This is a genomic window from Streptomyces sp. CA-249302 (assembly GCF_050936785.1).
Taxonomy (GTDB): domain Bacteria; phylum Actinomycetota; class Actinomycetes; order Streptomycetales; family Streptomycetaceae; genus Streptomyces.
Genome location: NZ_JBNJMG010000001.1, coordinates 1,934,695 through 1,951,821, shown reverse-complemented (window position 1 = coordinate 1,951,821; position 17,127 = coordinate 1,934,695). Strand labels below are relative to the sequence as shown.

Here is a 17,127-nt window from a genome sequence, read left to right as displayed (position 1 = left end):
GTTGTGTCGTTCGGGGAGCCCGAGGGGTATGACGGGCGGGGGCGGCCGCGGATGTTGGGGTGGGTTCGGTCGCGGGCCGGGGCCGTTGCCGGGTGTGTCGTGCTCGGGCTCGGGCTCATCGGCGGTGCTGTGACCGGGAGTTGGCTGGCCGGGGACGACGGGGACGGTGGTGGGAACGACGGTTTCGCCGCCGCCGGTGGGCTGTGGCACAGCGTGCCCGTCGACCAGCTGTTCCCGCGCACCGTCAAGGGACAGGGCGCCGGCCCCGGTGGTGCCGACCGGACCTGGACGCGTATCGCCGTAGCGCCGGACAGTGGGTGTACGGGGGCCTTCGACCCGTTGCTGAGCAAGGCTCTCGCGCCGGTGGGGTGCCAGCGGTTGATCCGGGCCACCTACACCGACGCCACACAGAGTTACGTCACCACCGTCGGCCTCCTCTTCACCGACGCCGACGCCACCGCCATGGACTCCCTCGCCGAACGCTTCCGGGACGAGAACCTCGGCACTCGTACCGACCTCATGCCCCGCCCCTACGCCGCGAAGGACACCGCCGCCGCCGACTTCGGCACCAAGCAGCGCGCCTCCTGGACGGTCTCCGTGCTGACGGACGCCCCCGTCGTCGTGTACGCGGTCTCCGGCTGGGCCGACGGCCGTACCGTCGACACCCCCCAGTCCGCCGAACAGGCCATGCAGTCCGGCGCCACCACACCCGCCGCCCAGGCCGGCCTCGGCAACGAGGCCCAGGGCCTCGCCGACCGTATCGAACGAGCCCTGAGGAAAGACGTGAGCAGTCCGGCCCCGGAGCGGTCCTCATGAGGGGGCTCTCCAGCCGTCGGCGCGTCGGCGCCCTGAGCGTGCTGCTCGCCGCCTCGCTCGCCCTCGTCCCGGCCACCGCCGCCCACGCCGACGGCATCCGCGCCCAGCAGTGGGCCCTGGACGCCATGCACACGCAACAGGCCTGGCAGACCACCAAGGGCAAGGGCGTCACCGTCGCAGTACTGGACACCGGCGTCGAGGACGACCACCCCGACCTCGTCGGCAACGTCCTGGCGACCAAGGACATGATCGGGTTCGGCGCGACCAAGGGGCAGCGGGACTGGGCCCGGCACGGCACCGCCATGGCCGGCATCATCGCCGGGCACGGCCACGGCGCCGGCAACGCCGACGGCGTCATGGGCATCGCCCCCGAGGTCAAGATCCTGCCGGTGCGGGTGATCCTGGAGGACGACGACCCCGCGCGCACCAAGGCCCGTTCCACCCGCGGCAACGCCCTCGCCGAAGGCATCCGCTGGGCCGCCGACCACGGCGCCGACGTCATCAACCTCTCGCTCGGCGACGACTCCGCCTCGGCCCACCCCGAACCCGCCGAGGACGAGGCCGTCCAGTACGCCCTCAAGAAGAACGTCACCGTCGTAGCCTCCGCCGGCAACGGCGGCAAGAAGGGCGACCACGTCTCCTACCCGGCCGCCTACCCGGGCGTCATCGCCGCCACCGCCGTCGACCGCTACGGCACCCGCGCCGACTTCTCCACCCGCCGCTGGTACGCCACCGTCAGCGCCCCGGGCGTCGACATCGTCATCGCCGACCCCGACCACAAGTACTACGAGGGATGGGGTACGAGCGCGGCCTCGGCCTTCGTCTCGGGCGCGGTCGCTCTCATCAAGGCCGTCCATCCCGGTCTGACCCCGGCCCAGATCAAGAAGCTGCTCGAGGACACCGCCAGTGACGCCCCGGCCGGCGGCCGCGACGACTCCCGCGGCTTCGGCATGATCGACCCGGCCGCTGCCATCAAGGCCGCCGGTCGCCTCGAGCCGCAGGGCCTGAAGGCCGCCGCGTACGACAAGAAGTACTTCGGTTCGGGTCCTGACGCCGCCAAGTCCGGTGACGACACCAGCGGTTGGGCCGCCCCGCTCGCGGGCAGCCTGGGCGGGGTCCTGCTCGTCGTGGCCGTACTGCTGTGGCGCGGCCGCCGCCGCGCCCGCTACGACGACGGGTTCTAGGAGGCCGAGGCCGAGGAGGACGGCGACGCGGTGTCCGTGTCCCCGGTGAACACCGACACCGCCGCCTTCGCCGCCGCCTCGACCAGCGAAATCCCCTTCGCCTGGGTCGAGTTGCCCTTGGACAGCGTGGCCACCAGATAGTCGTGGCCGTCCACCGTGACCCGCCCGATGCTGTTGATGTCCCAGAGGTTCGTGGTGCTGCGGGCCAGCCAGCCGTTCTTCAGCGCCCACTTCGAACCGTCGGCCGCCGCCGAGACACCCCAGTGCTGGTCGGCCTCTATCTGCCCCATCAGCCCCCGGATGTACGCCCGCGAGGCCTTGCTCAGCTTCGAGTCGTCCCCGAACACCTGCTTGAGCAGGGTGAGTTGGTCGGTGGCCGTGGTCTGGGTCAGCCCCCACAGCGCCCCGTCGCCGCCCTCCGTGCCGGTGAGCCCGAGCGTCTTGTTCGCGGCGTCCAGCCCGTCGGCCTTGCCGATGACGTCCCACAGCGCGGAGGCGGACGTGTTGTCGCTGTTCTCGATCATCTTGACGGCGTACGCCTTCTCGGTCGCCGTCAGCTGCCGGTCCGCGTCCTGCGCCTGGAGCAGCAGCGTCGCCAGGATGTCGACCTTCACGATGCTCGCCGTGTCGAAGGCGCCCTTGCCGTACGAGGCGCTGTCGCCGGAGTCCATGTCGAGGACCGCCACCGACACCTCGGCCTTGTCGCCGACCGCGACCGACTTCATCGCCTTGGCGAGCAGCGCGTCGTAGTCCACCGCGGGTTCCGCCACAGGTTCCACCGACTCCTCCCCGTCCGCCGTGGCCGACGTGGAGGCCGTCGGCGACCCGGCCGACGATACGGGGATCACACCCGAGTGCGCCTGGGCCTTCACGTACACGGTCCCGGCGGCCGTACCGCCGACGATGGCGACGGTGGCGAGGGCGGTGTAGAGCATGGGGCGGGTCCGGGACGGACGGCCGCGGCGGCTTCGGCGGGCTCTGGAGGACTCCATACCCGCGATGCTCGGGGCGGCGACTGTGTGCGCCGTTAGACGAAAGTTAGATGTGTGTCAGGGGAATCTGAGAAAGCCGTGAAGGCTGTGAACGACCGGTTTCCGGGGCCGCACAAGCCCAGCAGCATCCCCCGATACCCGCCCGATAGGGTCGGTGACCGTGGCGAACAAGAACATTCCCGACTCCGGCTTCTCCGACGACGACGGTTCCGCCGACCCCCGGCTGAGCGCCGCGCTCGCCGTCTGGGCCGAGGACCGCACCGCCCTGGCGCCGGTCCTGGAGGCGCTGAAGGGCGCCCGGCTCCTGGTGCCCGTGGTCGCCGTGCTCGGCGAGGTGGAGGAGGACGAGAACGGGCTGCGCCACGAGAAGACCAGCGACATGGCCGTGCCGACCCTGAAGGCCGGATCCCGGACCGCGCTGCCGGCCTTCACGTCCACCGGGTCGCTGGCCCGCTGGGACCCGGCGGCGCGTCCCGTCGCCGTACCCCTGCACCAGGCGCTGCAGGCCGCCGCGCACGAGAAGGCGGACACGGTGGTGCTCGACCTGGCCGGTCCGGTGCCGTTCGAGCTGACGGGGCCCGCGCTGCTCGCGCTCGCCGAGGGGCGTACGACGGCCGATCCGCTCGCCGATCCGGCCGTGCGGGAGGCGGTGCGCGGCGCGGTGGCCGACGTGCCCGCGGTGGTACGTGCCTACCTCGGCCCGGGGCAGGCGGACGGCACCCTGGCCCTGGTCTTCGAGCCCGCGGTGCCGCACGACGCCGGGGTCCACGCGGTCGCCCGGCGCATCGCCGCCGACGAAACACTGAGGGCCCGCCTGGTGCGCGGCCTCGACCTGGCGGTTCTGCCGGCCGGGGCCACGCCGCCGGGCGAGCCCTTGTACGTACGGTGATCGACTAGCCGTAGACCGGCCCGGTGTACTTCTCGCCCGGGCCCTGGCCCGGCTCGTCCGGGACCAGGGACGCCTCGCGGAAGGCCAGCTGGAGGGACTTCAGGCCGTCGCGCAGCGGGGACGCGTGGAAGGAGCTGATCTCGGTCACGGACGCGTCCAGCAGACCGGCGAGGGCGGTGACCAGCTTGCGGGCCTCGTCCAGGTCCTTGTACTTGTCGCCCTCCTCGGTCAGACCGAGCTTCACCGCGGCGGCGCTCATCAGATTGACGGCGACCGTCACGATCACCTCGACGGCGGGCACCTCGGCGATGTCGCGGGTCATCTCGTCGAAGTCGGCGGGCTGCGAGACCTCGGGGGACTCGGCGGGGGTGTCACTCATGTCCCTCAGCCTAGGCCCCGGTGCACGCCGGTTCGCACCACCCCCGGACAGCTGCTAACCTTGTGTGACGACCGGCCGGACATGTATGTGCCCGGCCCACAAGTGGAGGCTCCGAACTCCCACCTGACCGCCCTCCGGGACGGCAGGTCACCCCGGTCAGGCGGCCGCCATCGTTCCGTACGGACGATGGAGTCGCCCGAAAGCGCGCCCCGCGGCATCGCGGCGGTGCTCCGGCAGTGTCTTTGGAGCCCCGTCTGTGATCGTCCGGGGCATTTTTTGTGCTTCGGCGCGGTTAGGTCTGTCGAAAAGAAGACAAACGCGGCTGTCCGCCAGACCGCCGTGTGGTGCTAACCGAGGAGGATCCATCAGCGCCGAGCCCCGCATCAACGACCGGATTCGCGTTCCCGAGGTGCGACTTGTCGGTCCCAGTGGCGAGCAGGTGGGCATCGTCCCGCTGGCGAAGGCACTGGAGCTTGCCCAGGAGTACGACCTCGACCTCGTCGAGGTAGCGGCGAACGCCCGTCCGCCCGTGTGCAAGCTCATGGACTACGGGAAGTTCAAGTACGAGTCGGCCATGAAGGCCCGTGAGGCGCGCAAGAACCAGGCGCACACGGTCATCAAGGAGATGAAGCTCCGGCCGAAGATCGACCCGCACGACTATGACACCAAGAAGGGTCACGTCGTCCGGTTCCTCAAGCAGGGCGACAAGGTCAAGATCACGATCATGTTCCGTGGTCGCGAGCAGTCCCGGCCGGAACTCGGCTACCGACTGCTGCAGCGTCTCGCGGAGGACGTCCAGGACCTCGGTTTCGTCGAGTCGAACCCGAAGCAGGACGGCCGGAACATGATCATGGTTCTCGGTCCGCACAAGAAGAAGACCGAGGCGATGGCCGAGGCCCGCCAGGCGCAGGAAGCCCGCAAGGCAGAAGCGAAGGCCAACCCCGGCAAGTCGCAGAACGCCGCGGACGCCGACAGTGCCGTGGACGCCGAGAGCGTCGTGGACACCGAGGCACCTGCCGAGGCTTCCGCCGAGGCGTGATCCCGGGGACGCGAGTCCCAGGACGCAGTAACCGATACAAGAGCGACGTTCCGATGTGCCCGGTTTTCGTGACCGGGCACCGGAGCGCCACCGACGAGGAGAGAACGGCGCTATGCCGAAGAACAAGTCGCACAGCGGTGCCAGCAAGCGCTTCAAGATCACCGGCTCCGGCAAGGTGCTCCGTGAGCGCGCCGGCAAGCGCCACCTGCTCGAGCACAAGTCGTCCCGCGTGACGCGCCGCCTGACCGGCAACGCCGAGATGGCCCCGGGCGACGCCGCGAAGATCAAGAAGCTTCTCGGCAAGTGACGTACGCGGTGCTCGACCCGAGCGCCGTACGTCAGGACCGGGACCCAATCGTTTCCGGGCCGTGTGAGTCCAACCACGGCCCCGCTACAAGGAGTTAACAAGTGGCACGCGTCAAGCGGGCAGTCAACGCCCACAAGAAGCGCCGGGCGATCCTCGAGGCGGCCTCCGGCTACCGCGGTCAGCGTTCGCGCCTGTACCGCAAGGCCAAGGAGCAGGTCACCCACTCGCTGGTCTACAACTACAACGACCGCAAGAAGCGCAAGGGTGACTTCCGTCAGCTGTGGATCCAGCGCATCAACGCCGCTGCCCGCGCCAACGGCATCACGTACAACCGCTTCATCCAGGGCCTGAAGGCCGCGAACGTCGAGGTCGACCGCAAGATCCTCGCGGAGCTGGCCGTCAACGACGCCAACGCGTTCGCCGCGCTGGTCGAGGTCGCGCAGAAGGCGCTGCCGTCGGACGTCAACGCGCCGAAGGCCGCGTGACGCTGCGCCGGCCTAGGCCGACGTGACATTCGGACCCGTGGGCTCTTGCCTGCGGGTCCGTTGTTGTTGAGTGGCTCGGTGGGTTCGGCACCGCCGGAGTCCGCCGTCGTGATTGATCGCCGTTGCGGCGGAAAAGAGTTGGTGATCTGCATGCCCCCAGTTGCCCCCGAGCTGATCTCCCCCCGTTCGCCCCGGGTGTCCGCCGCGCGGCGGCTCGCCAAGCGGAACTTCCGGGGGAAGGAGCGGCTGTTTCTGGCCGAGGGGCCGCAGGCCGTTCGGGAGGCCGCCGGGCACGGGCTGGTGGAGCTGTTCGCCACCGTCGAGGCCGCGGAGCGGTACGCCGACATCGTGGCGGAGGCCCGGGACGCCGGGGTCCGGGTCCATCTGGCGGCCGAGGACGTGATCGCCGACATCTCGACGACCGTCACCCCGCAGGGGCTCGTCGGGATCTGCCGGTTCCTCGACACCCCCTTCGTGGAGATCCTCGCCGCGAGGCCCAAGCTGGTCGCCGTCCTCGCGAACGTGCGGGACCCCGGGAACGCCGGCACCGTGCTGCGGTGCGCCGACGCCGCCGGGGCCGAGGCCGTCGTACTCACCGACGCGTCCGTGGACTTGTACAACCCCAAGGCCGTCCGGGCGTCGGTCGGCTCGCTCTTCCACCTTCCCGTCGCCGTCGGCGTGCCCGTGGAAGAAGCGGTTCAGGGGCTCAAGGGCGCCGGCGTGCGGATCCTCGCCGCCGACGGGGCCGGCACCGACGACCTCGACGACGAGCTCGACAAGGGGACCATGGGCGGGCCGACCGCCTGGGTGTTCGGCAACGAGGCCTGGGGGCTCCCGGAGGAGACCCGCGCGCTCGCGGACGCCGTCGTGCGCGTTCCGATCCACGGGAAGGCCGAGAGCCTGAACCTCGCCACCGCGGCCGCCGTATGTCTCTATGCATCGGCCCGTGCACAGCGCGCCTCCGGAGGGTGCCGCTCCGTCACCGAGAGCTAGTAGGGTGACCAGCTCGGGGGCCCCTCAGCCGTCTGAGAGGTGGGGTACGGGGATGAGTGTCGGTACGAGCGGGGGCGTCGATCCCGACGAGCTGCCCGACGGTCTGGTCGTCGCCGACGAGGACGGCCGGGTCGTCTGCTTCAACGCCGCCGCCGAGCGCATCACCGCCCTCCCCGCCGACGAGGCCCTCGGACAGCGCCTGGAGAAGGCCCTGCCGTTAGAGGACCTGGAGGGCCGGCGCTGGTGGCAGCTGACCGATCCGTACGGCGGCCTCGCCATCCGGCGGCGGCAGCCCGAGCGCAACCTCCTCCTCCCCGGCGGCCGTGAGGTGCTGGTCTCCGCGCGCTACGTCCGCGCCGAGCCCACCGGCCCGGTCCGCCGGGTCGTCGTCTCGCTGCGCGACACCGAGGCCCGCCGCCGCACCGAGCGCAGCCACGCCGAGCTGATCGCCACCGTCGCCCACGAGCTGCGCTCGCCCCTGACGTCGGTCAAGGGCTTCACGGCCACGCTCCTTGCCAAGTGGGAACGGTTCACCGACGACCAGAAGCGGCTGATGCTGGAGACCGTCGACGCCGACGCCGACCGGGTCACCCGGCTCATCGCCGAGCTGCTCGACATCTCGCGGATCGACAGCGGACGGCTGGAGGTCAGGCGCCAGCCCGTCGACATAGGCGCGGCCGTCGGACGGCACATCCAGGCGTACGTCGCCGCCGGGCAGACCGCCGACCGGTTCCTGCTCCGCATCGAACAGCCGCTGCCCTCGCTCTGGGCCGACCCCGACAAGGTCGACCAGGTGCTCAGCAATCTGCTGGAAAATGCCGTGCGGCACGGCGAGGGAACCGTCACCATCGACATCACGGCCACGGCGTCCCCCCGCGAGGACGAGGACACCGGCACGTCGGTCACGGTGAGCGACGAGGGGCCCGGCATCCCGGAGGAGTCCATGAACCGCGTCTTCACCCGCTTCTGGCGGGGCAGCAAGCGCGGCGGCACGGGCCTCGGGCTCTACATCGTCAAGGGCATCGTCGAGGCCCACGGCGGCACCATCACGGTCGGCCGCGGCCCCCAGGGCGGCGCCGAGTTCCGATTTACGTTGCCCGTGGCGGCCCCGGCATATCTCACCTGAGAGCCGGAGACCGGCCCACGGGCGCATTCGTATACCTCCACCCCGTTAGACTCGGCCTTTGGCACCTTTGTGTCCTTCACTCGGCCGTTGCGAGTCGGTGACGGGGACCTTCAGCCAGCCAATCGGAAGCACGGGAAGAGATGTCGGCACCGAATAAGTCGTACGACCCTGTAGAGGTCGAGGCGTTGAAACCGGAAGAGATCGAGCGCATGCGGGACGAGGCGCTCGCCGCCTTCGCCGCCGCGGACTCCCTCGACGCGCTCCAGGAGGCCAAGGTCGCCCACACCGGGGGCACCTCCCCGCTGGCCCTCGCCAACCGCGAGATCGGCGCCCTGCCCCCGCACGCCAAGGCCGCCGCCGGAAAGCTGGTCGGCCAGGCCCGCGGCGCCGTGAACAAGGCCCTCGCCGGCCGCCAGACCGAACTGGAGGCCGAGCGGGACGCCCGCGTACTGGTCGAGGAGTCGGTGGACGTCACGCTGCCGTACGACCGCGTACCGGCCGGCGCCCGTCACCCGCTCACCACCCTCTCCGAGCGCATCGAGGACGTCTTCGTGGCCATGGGCTACGAGGTCGCCGAGGGCCCGCAGGTCGAGGCCGAGTGGTTCAACTTCGACGCCCTGAACATCGGCCCGGACCACCCGGCCCGCGGCGAGGCCGACACCTTCTTCATCGAGGGCCCCGACGGCGGCACCGAGTCCGGCGTCGTGCTGCGCACCCACACCTCGCCCGTGCAGATCCGTTCGCTGCTCCAGCGCGAGCTGCCGGTGTACGTGATCTGCCCTGGTGTCGTCTACCGCACCGACGAGCTGGACGCGACCCACACCCCGGTCTTCCGCCAGGTCGAGCTGCTCGCCGTCGACGAGGGCCTCACCATGGCCGACCTCAAGGGCACCCTCGACCACATGGTCCAGTCGCTGTTCGGCGAGGGCATGAAGACCCGGCTGCGGCCGAACTTCTTCCCGTTCACCGAGCCGTCCGCAGAGATGGACATGGTGTGCTACGTCTGCCGTGGCGACTCCGTCGGCAACCCCGACCGCCCCTGCCGCACCTGCTCCTCCGAGGGCTGGATCGAGCTGGGCGGCTGCGGGATGGTCAACCCCAAGGTGCTGACCGCCTGCGGCGTCGACCCGGAGAAGTACAGCGGCTTCGCCTTCGGGTTCGGCATCGAGCGGATGCTGATGTTCCGCCACAACGTCGAGGACATGCGAGACATGGTCGAGGGTGACGTCCGGTTCACCCGGCCGTTCGGGATGGAGATCTGATGCGGGTCCCGCTTTCTTGGCTGCGGGAGTACGTCGACCTGCCGGCGACTCAGACCGGACGTGACGTCCAGGCCAAGCTCATTTCCGCCGGCCTCGAGGTCGAGACCGTCGAGCACCTCGGCGCCGACCTCAAGGGTCCCCTCGTCGTCGGCCAGGTGCTGACCATCGAGGAGCTGGAGGGCTTCAAGAAGCCGATCCGCTTCTGCACGGTCAACGTCGGCCAGGCCAACGGCACCGGCGAGCCCCAGGAGATCGTCTGCGGCGCCCGGAACTTCGCCGTCGGCGACAAGGTCGTCGTCGTGCTCCCCGGTGCCACGCTGCCCGGCGGCTTCTCCATCTCCGCCCGCAAGACCTACGGCAAGACCTCCCACGGCATGATCTGCTCCAGCGACGAGCTGGGCATGGGCGACGACGGCACGCACGGCATCATCGTGCTGCCGCCGGAGACCGAGGTCGGCAAGGACGCCATCGAGCTGCTCGAACTGGTCGACGAGGTCCTGGACATCGCCGTCACCGCCAACCGCGGCGACTGCCTGTCCATCCGCGGCGTGGCCCGCGAGACCGCCATCGGCTACGGCCTGCCGCTGCGCGACCCGGCCCTCATCGACGTACCCGGCCCGAACGCCTTCGGCTACCCGGTCCAGGTCTCCGACCCGTTCGGCTGCGACCGTTTCACGGCCCGCACCGTGACCGGCCTCAGCCCCGAGGCCCGCTCCCCGATCTGGCTCCAGCGCCGCCTGCAGAAGGTCGGCATGCGCCCGATCTCGCTCGCGGTCGACGTCACCAACTACGTGATGATGGAGCTCGGCCAGCCCCTGCACGCCTACGACCGCTCCCTGGTCCAGGGCACGATCGGCGTCCGCCGTGCGGCCGAGGGCGAGAAGATCGTCACCCTTGACGGCGTCGAGCGGAAGCTGCACGCCGAGGACCTGGTCATCACCGACGACCGCGGCCCCATCGGGCTCGCCGGTGTCATGGGCGGCGCGAACACCGAGATCGCCGACCACGCCGAGGGCGAGGGCACCACCGACGTCGTCATCGAGGCCGCGCACTTCGACCAGGTGGCGATCGCGCGTACGGCCCGTCGCCACAAGCTGTCCTCGGAGGCCTCCCGCCGCTTCGAGCGGGGCGTCGACCCGCAGGCCGCCGCCGCTGCCGCGCAGCGCACGGTCGACCTGCTGGTCCTCCTCGCGGGCGGCACCGCCGAGGCCGGCGTCACCGAGGTCGTCGCGCCGTCCGCGCCGCACACCATCACCGTTCCGGCCAACCACCCGGACAAGGTGGCGGGCGTCGACTACGGCCGCGAGATCGTCGTACGGCGGCTCCAGGAGATCGGCTGCGACGTGTACGGGCAGGACGAACTGATCGTCACCGTCCCGTCCTGGCGGCCCGACCTCACCGAGATCAACGACCTCGCCGAAGAGGTCATCCGCCTGGAGGGCTACGAGAACCTGCCCTCCACGCTGCCCAAGCTCCCCTCGGGCCGCGGCCTCACCCACCGGCAGCGGCTGCACCGCCGGGTCGGCCGGGCGCTGGCCGGGGCGGGCTATGTCGAGGCCCCGAACTACCCGTTCATCAGCGAGCAGGTCTTCGACCAGCTGCTCCTCGACGCGGACGACCCGAAGCGCAGGGTCGTCAAGCTCACCAACCCGCTCAGCGACGAGGAGCCCGCGCTGCGGACCTCGCTGCTGCCGGGTCTGCTGGGGGCGCTGCGGCGCAACAACGGCCGTGGCTCGCACGACCTCGCTCTGTTCGAGACCGGACTGGTGTTCCTCCCGCGCGGGGAGCAGAAGGTCGCCGTCGCGCTGCCGGTGGACCGGCGGCCGACCGACGAGGAGATCGCCGGGCTCGACGCCGCGCTGCCCGAGCAGCCACGGCACGTGGCCGCCGTTCTCGCCGGTGCGCGTGAGCAGGCCGGCTGGTGGGGCAAGGGCCGTCCCGCCGACTGGGCCGACGCCGTCGAGGCGGGGCGCGCGGTGGCGCGGGAGGCCGGGGCCGAACTGGTCGTCCGCAAGGGGCAGTACGGGCCGTGGCACCCCGGTCGGTGTGCCGAGTTCGTGGTCGTCGTGGACGGTACGGAGACGGTCGTCGGGCATGCGGGTGAGCTGCATCCGCGGGTGGTGAAGGCGCTGGGGCTGCCCGAGCGGACCAGTGCGTTCGAGTTGGACCTCGATGCGGTGGAGTCGGTCGGCAACGACACGCCTCAGGCGCCGAGCATCTCCACGTTCCCCGTTGCCACGCAGGATGTCGCTCTCGTCGTCGACAAGGTCGTGCCGGCCGCAGAGGTCGAGGCCGCGCTGAGTGCGGGGGCGGGTGAACTCCTTGAGTCGATTCGGCTATTCGACGTGTACGAGAACGAAGAGCAGCTGGGTGACGGGAGGAAGTCGCTGGCGTACGCGTTGCGCTTCCGCGCGGGCGACCGGACGCTGACCGTCGATGAGGCGTCCGCTGCGCGGGATGCGGCGGTTGCGCTTGCGGGTGAGCGTACGGGGGCGGCTCTGCGGGGCTAGTTCGCCCAAGGGGCGGGGAGCTGCTGTCCGTTGGCGGCCGCGGGTTCGTCGTGGCTTGTCGCGCAGTTCCCCGCGCCCCCAAAAGACGGGACGCTGCGCAACCCTCCGTGAATATGCCTCCCACCTGCATAAATGCGGGTGGCTGGAGTGGTGTCACTCATCTGGGTGATGAATTCGGGTGATCTGGTCCTCGCGGGTCATGTCGTCGACAGAATCGGACCGGCCTTTCGGGGTCGGTCCGGCTGTGCTCTCGGGGCCTGTATGGGGGGCCATCGGCATGATTCGCAAGCGCTTGCTCGCGTTCGGGCTTCCCATGGCATGGGGAGCCATGGCGATCACCTACAAGGTGGTCTGTCCGCTCGCCCAGCAGAACGGGTTGGGGGCTCGGATCGTCACCAGTGCCGTGTTCTTCGCCGTGGGGACCGGGCTGATACTCCATGTCCGGCATGCGCTGCTGCGTGAGCTGCGGGAGGTCAAGAAGGTCGCGGGGGTTGCGCAGAGTGTGCTGTTACGGCCGTTGCCGCCTCGGGTTGACGGGTTGAATGTCGCCGCCGCTCAGTTGTCCGCGGATCGGGGTGCCGTCATCGGTGGGGACCTGTACGAGGTCATCGCCACCGAGCACGGGGTACGGGTCGTGATGGGGGACGTGCGGGGACACGGGCTGGCGGCCGTCGGGACCGTCGCCGCAGTGCTCGGGAGTTTTCGGGAGGCCGTGCACGACGAGGTGGACCTCGGGTGTGTGCTGCGGCGGCTGGAGCGGGCGTTGGGGCGGCACCTGAGGGAGCGGGCGCGGGCCGAGCATCCCGCGGTCGGGGGCGAGCCGGAGAGTCCGGTCGCCGAGGAGTTCGTCACCGTGCTGCTGCTGGAGATCCGGCCGGACGGCGAGGTGCGCGTCCTCAACTGCGGGCACCCGTGGCCGTATCTGCTCAGCGGGGCCCGGGCGGAGCCCCTCACCCGGGCCGAACCGCTGCCTCCCCTCGGGCCGTTCCCGCTCCCGGCCGAGCTGCCCGCCGTCCGCTGCGGTCAACTCCTGCCCGGCGAGAGCCTCTTCCTGCACACGGACGGTGTCGAGGACGCCCGTGACGGTCATGGCCGGTTCTTTCCGCTGCCGGCCGCGCTCGCCGAGGCCGTCGCCGCCGGCCCGGTCTCCCCGCAGTCGGTGTTGCGCGCCGTCCTCTCCGGGCTGCTCCGCCACACCGGGGGACGTAGACCCGCCGACGACGTCGCGCTCCTCGTCCTGCGCAACGACCGTCGACACGTCGTACGGCAAGCCCCTGGTGAGCCGGTCGGACACCGGGCGCACCGCCTCACGTGACGTCGAGGCCGCGAACCGCCACGTACCCCCGCGGTGCGCCCGGCGCTCCCGCGTGGTCTCGGCGGGTCGGTTGGTTCTTCGGCGTCGGTGTCGGTCTGTTCTGGTCGGCTACGCCGTCCGCCCCGCCACGGAGTGTCGGGCAGGCAGCTGGGCGGACGGCGCGGAAGCGGGCCGCCGCACTGTACGAGGGGGAGCCGGCGGCCCGGCCGGCCTCTTGCGAGGCATTTCAGTCAACCGGGTGGAAACTCTCCGCGACAGTGCGCGCACGCTGCGGATTCGGGCACTCCGTTCACACCCCGTGTGAAGGCGTTCGCACTACTCTGACGGCACCGAGGCTCCCGGGGGGCATATATGCAGCCCAACACTCTGCTCGACGCGATCCTGGACGAGGCCGGGATCTCGCACGCGGGGTTGGCGGCACACGTCAATCAGGCGGGGCGGGCACGCGGTCTCGCGCTCCGGTACGAACACACCGCCGTGGCACGGTGGTTGAAGGGCCAGCGGCCCCGGGGACAGGTGCCCGACCTCATCTGCGAGGTCCTCGCGGTACGGCTGCACCGGCCGGTGACGCTGGACGACATCGGCCTGGGCGTACCGGGCGAACCGTCGGCTCCGCACGGCACTTCGCTCTCCGGCTTCGTCGAGCGGGCCACCGCGCTGTGGCGCTCCGACGAGCAGCAGCGCCCGCACATACTGGGTGCGCCGGCGGTGACCGGCACGCCCGCGGTCATGCCCGTGTGGGAGTGGGAGAACCCGCCCGAGGACGTGGACGTGTCGCGCGGCGGGCGGCACCGGGTCACCCCGGCCGACCTGGAGATGCTGCGCGCGGCCCGTACCCACTACGAGCAGATGTACCGGAAGGCGGGTGGCATAGCCACCCGCACCCGGATCGTCGGTTTCCTCAACGCCGAGGCCGCGCCGCTGCTGCGGGGCAGCTACACCGACGCGACGGGCCGTCAACTGCACCGGGCGACGGGCGGGTTGGTGGCGATCGCGGGCATCTGCGCCTACGACTCCGACGCGCACGGGCTCGCCCAGCGCTACTTTCACCAGGCGCTGAGGCTGGCCAAGGCCAGCGGGGACCGGGGACTTGGCGCGTATGTGATCGCCCTGCTGGTCAACCAGGCCCTGTTCATGCGGGAGTACCGGCAGGCCGTCGCCTTCGCGGAGGCCGCGCTGCGGGCCGCCGGCAAGCACATCACGCCGGCGCTCGCCTGCGACCTCTACGCGATGCAGGCCAAGGCGTACGCACACCTCGGCGACGGCACGACCGCGCTGTCCTGCATCCGGCGTGCCGAGCAGGCCGCCGAACGCATCCGGCGCGGATACGAACCCGACGAGACCGGCTATGTCCAGCCGGGCCTGGTCAACGTCCAGGTGGCGGAGGCGCTGCTGAGTCTCGGGGAACTGGTGGCGGCGGGGGAGCACGCCGCGGCCGCCGTGGACAATCCGGCGCACGACCGGGGGCGGGTGCACCGGCTCGCCATGCTGAGCACGATCGAGCTGCGCCGCGGAAACGCCGACAAGGCGGTGGCCACCGCGGTGCAGATGGCCGAACAGGCCCGTGGAATGGAGTCCCAGCGGCTGCGCGACAGACTCCGGGCGGTGCGCGAACACCTGGTGCGCAGTGGCTGCGCGGGCACCGCCGAGGCCGCCGAACTCATCGACGGGGCACTGCGCGTACCGCTGTAGACCGGTTCCCGAGCACCGCCGACCCACAGTCCCTGCTGCGATATTGCCACTTACTCGACGGAAGGTGGCAGAACCGTGCAGTGGACGAAACAGAACGAACAACCTGTGTACTCAAACCGCTGGTTCAGCGTCAATCTCGCCGATGTGGAGCTGCCGGACGGTCGGCACCTCGATCACTTCTTGATACGGCTGCGGCCGGTGGCCGTGGCGACGGTGGTGAACGAGGCGGGCGAGGTGCTCCTCCTGTGGCGGCACCGTTTCATCACCGACAGCTGGGGGTGGGAACTCGCGGCCGGGGTGGTCGAGGACGGCGAGGACATCGCCGTCGCGGCCGCCAGGGAACTGGAGGAGGAGACCGGCTGGCGGCCGGGGCCCCTGCACCACCTCATGACGGTGGAGCCGTCCAACGGCCTCACCGACGCCCGGCACCACATCTACTGGTCGGACGAGGGCGAGTACACCGGACACCCCGTGGACGACTTCGAGTCGGACCGCCGGGAGTGGGTCCCGCTCAAGCTCGTCCCCGACATGATCGCCCGCGGGGAGGTCCCGGCCGCCAACATGGCGGCCGCGTTACTGCTCCTGCACCACCTCAGGCTCGGGCAGGACGCGTAGCGCTCCGCGGGTGGGCCGCGCCGGGTTGTGGGTCGTCTGCGGGTCCGTTGTGGCTGGTCGCGCCCACGCGGCGGAGCCGCAGATCGATACAGCCCCGCGCCCCTTCGGGGCGCTGCCCGAGCCGTGCGTCAGTGGCCCAGCGCCTGCCACAGTGTCGCTACCAGTGCGCCTACCGCGGTCAGTGTCGCTATCGCCGGCAGGGGCCAGCGGGCGTGCTCCAGCGCGATGATCCGGGCGCTGAGGTCGTCCATCTCCTTGTCTGTCTCCTTGGTGCGATGGTTGAGCAGAGCCAGCCCTCCTTCGACACGCGCGTAGGCGACGTCGAGGCGACGGCGTAACTCTGCGAGTTCTCCAAGTGCCACGGGATGCTCGGGGTCGGCGGTCACGAGTCCGCTCCTTTCCGTAGTCGTCTCATCCCTTGCATGCGCATGAAGAGTCAACTCGCCTGGTGGGCGCGTGGGGAGCGTGTGCGAGCGGCATATGCGGGCCCGCCGCGCACACGGTGTGTGAATGCCGCGGGCCCGGCACTCCGGAGAGTGCCGGGCCCGCGGTCGTCGCACTGTGTAATCAGCACCCTGGAACGGGCACTGTGCAATCGCCCGTCAGCCGTAGGTGTAGAACCCCGAGCCGGTCTTCCGGCCCAGCCGGCCCGCGTCGACCATGCGCTGGAGCAGTGGGGGAGCGGCGTACAGCGGCTCCTTGTACTCGTCGTACATCGAGTTGGCGATCGAGACGATGGTGTCCAGGCCGATCAGGTCGGACAGCTTCAGCGGGCCCATCGGGTGGGCGCAGCCCATCTCCATGCCGTTGTCGATGTCCTCGCGGCCCGCGATGCCCGACTCGAACATCCGGATGGCGGACAGCAGATACGGCACCAGGAGCGCGTTGACCACGAAGCCGGAGCGGTCCTGGGCGCGGATCGCGTGCTTGCCGAGCACCTTCTCGGCGAAGGCCTGGGCGCGGCTGAGCGTGCCCTCGGAGGTGGTGAGCGCCGGGATCAGCTCGACGAGCTGCTGCACCGGGGCCGGGTTGAAGAAGTGGATGCCGACGATATGGTCCGGGCGCGAGGTGGCGACCGCGAGCTTCACCAGCGGGATCGAGGAGGTGTTGGAGGCGAGGATCGCGTCCGGGCGGGTCACCACCTGGTCGAGCACCTGGAAGATCTCCGTCTTCACCTGCTCGTTCTCGACGACGGCCTCGATCACCAGGTCGCGGTCGGCGAACTCGCCGAGGTCGGTGGTGAAGCTGAGCCGTGCCAGGGTGGCGTCCCGCTCCTCCTCGGTGATCTTGCCGCGCTCCGCGGCCTTGTTGAGCGAGTTGAACAGCCGGGTCCGGCCGATCTCCAGGGCCTCGCCGGTGGTCTCGGCGACCTTCACGTCCAGTCCGGACCGGGCGCACACCTCGGCGATGCCCGCTCCCATCTGGCCGCAGCCGACCACTCCGACGCGCTCGATGTCGGTCACATCGTCCCCTTCGCTGATCTACGAATCCGGCAGGTTACCCGCTGGTTCGGTCCCTGCTCC

At 70.7% G+C, this 17,127-nt stretch carries 16 protein-coding genes and 1 pseudogene; 13 read left to right on the top strand and 4 right to left on the bottom strand.

Features of this window, described 5'->3' with window-relative positions:
- Positions 1-99 precede the first annotated feature (99 nt).
- Positions 100-816, top strand: coding sequence for a hypothetical protein (locus ACQEWB_RS08845; RefSeq protein WP_432828792.1), 717 nt, complete (start codon positions 100-102; stop codon positions 814-816).
- The gene (gene mycP / locus ACQEWB_RS08840) at positions 813-2,000 is read left to right on the top strand and encodes a type VII secretion-associated serine protease mycosin (protein ID WP_432828790.1); all 1,188 of its coding nucleotides are present in this window, start codon (positions 813-815) and stop codon (positions 1,998-2,000) included. The genes ACQEWB_RS08845 and mycP overlap by 4 nt, the downstream gene beginning before the upstream one ends.
- Here the strand turns inward: mycP and ACQEWB_RS08835 are convergent.
- Positions 1,997-2,992: a serine hydrolase gene (locus ACQEWB_RS08835; protein ID WP_432828788.1), complete on the bottom strand. Its 996-nt coding sequence runs from the start codon at positions 2,990-2,992 to the stop codon at positions 1,997-1,999. The genes mycP and ACQEWB_RS08835 overlap by 4 nt on opposite strands.
- A gap of 160 nt (positions 2,993-3,152) precedes the next feature.
- On the opposite strand from ACQEWB_RS08835, the gene ACQEWB_RS08830 reads away from it, so the two are divergent.
- Positions 3,153-3,881: an SseB family protein gene (locus ACQEWB_RS08830; RefSeq protein ID WP_432828785.1), complete on the top strand. Its 729-nt coding sequence runs from the start codon at positions 3,153-3,155 to the stop codon at positions 3,879-3,881.
- Positions 3,882-3,885: 4 nt separating this feature from the next.
- Here ACQEWB_RS08830 and ACQEWB_RS08825 read toward each other — a convergent pair whose 3' ends face one another.
- On the bottom strand, positions 3,886-4,260 hold the full coding sequence (locus ACQEWB_RS08825; protein ID WP_432828783.1) for a DUF1844 domain-containing protein: 375 nt from the start codon (positions 4,258-4,260) through the stop codon (positions 3,886-3,888).
- A gap of 339 nt (positions 4,261-4,599) precedes the next feature.
- On the opposite strand from ACQEWB_RS08825, the pseudogene infC reads away from it, so the two are divergent.
- The 10 genes and pseudogenes from infC (at position 4,600) to ACQEWB_RS08775 (ending at position 15,604) form a co-directional block, all read left to right on the top strand.
- Positions 4,600-5,299: pseudogene (infC, locus tag ACQEWB_RS08820) on the top strand (translation initiation factor IF-3).
- Positions 5,300-5,411: 112 nt separating this feature from the next.
- Positions 5,412-5,606 (top strand): 50S ribosomal protein L35, encoded by a 195-nt coding sequence (rpmI, locus tag ACQEWB_RS08815; protein WP_003977225.1) that lies wholly within the window; start codon positions 5,412-5,414, stop codon positions 5,604-5,606.
- Between the two features lie 101 nt (positions 5,607-5,707).
- Positions 5,708-6,091, top strand: a complete 384-nt coding sequence (rplT, locus tag ACQEWB_RS08810; protein ID WP_020938960.1) for a 50S ribosomal protein L20 — start codon at positions 5,708-5,710, stop codon at positions 6,089-6,091.
- 150 nt (positions 6,092-6,241) lie between these two features.
- Positions 6,242-7,084, top strand: coding sequence for a TrmH family RNA methyltransferase (locus ACQEWB_RS08805; protein WP_432828778.1), 843 nt, complete (start codon positions 6,242-6,244; stop codon positions 7,082-7,084).
- Positions 7,085-7,136: 52 nt separating this feature from the next.
- Positions 7,137-8,210 (top strand): ATP-binding protein, encoded by a 1,074-nt coding sequence (locus ACQEWB_RS08800; RefSeq protein ID WP_432828776.1) that lies wholly within the window; start codon positions 7,137-7,139, stop codon positions 8,208-8,210.
- 140 nt (positions 8,211-8,350) lie between these two features.
- Complete coding sequence (pheS, locus tag ACQEWB_RS08795; protein ID WP_432828773.1) at positions 8,351-9,472, top strand: phenylalanine--tRNA ligase subunit alpha; 1,122 nt, start codon at positions 8,351-8,353, stop codon at positions 9,470-9,472.
- Positions 9,472-11,982, top strand: a complete 2,511-nt coding sequence (pheT, locus tag ACQEWB_RS08790; RefSeq protein ID WP_432828771.1) for a phenylalanine--tRNA ligase subunit beta — start codon at positions 9,472-9,474, stop codon at positions 11,980-11,982. Before pheS ends, pheT begins: the two co-directional genes overlap by 1 nt.
- Positions 11,983-12,310: 328 nt before the next feature.
- Positions 12,311-13,297, top strand: a complete 987-nt coding sequence (locus ACQEWB_RS08785; protein WP_432828769.1) for a PP2C family protein-serine/threonine phosphatase — start codon at positions 12,311-12,313, stop codon at positions 13,295-13,297.
- Between the two features lie 351 nt (positions 13,298-13,648).
- Positions 13,649-14,989: a transcriptional regulator gene (locus ACQEWB_RS08780; RefSeq protein ID WP_432828767.1), complete on the top strand. Its 1,341-nt coding sequence runs from the start codon at positions 13,649-13,651 to the stop codon at positions 14,987-14,989.
- A 75-nt stretch (positions 14,990-15,064) separates the two neighbouring features.
- Positions 15,065-15,604, top strand: coding sequence for an NUDIX hydrolase (locus ACQEWB_RS08775; protein ID WP_432828765.1), 540 nt, complete (start codon positions 15,065-15,067; stop codon positions 15,602-15,604).
- Between the two features lie 128 nt (positions 15,605-15,732).
- On the opposite strand, the gene ACQEWB_RS08770 is transcribed toward ACQEWB_RS08775, so the two are convergent.
- Both ACQEWB_RS08770 and ACQEWB_RS08765 read right to left on the bottom strand, forming a co-directional pair.
- On the bottom strand, positions 15,733-15,990 hold the full coding sequence (locus ACQEWB_RS08770) for a hypothetical protein (protein WP_432828763.1): 258 nt from the start codon (positions 15,988-15,990) through the stop codon (positions 15,733-15,735).
- A gap of 216 nt (positions 15,991-16,206) precedes the next feature.
- Positions 16,207-17,067 (bottom strand): 3-hydroxybutyryl-CoA dehydrogenase, encoded by an 861-nt coding sequence (locus tag ACQEWB_RS08765; RefSeq protein ID WP_432828761.1) that lies wholly within the window; start codon positions 17,065-17,067, stop codon positions 16,207-16,209.
- Between the last annotated feature and the right edge of the window lie 60 nt (positions 17,068-17,127).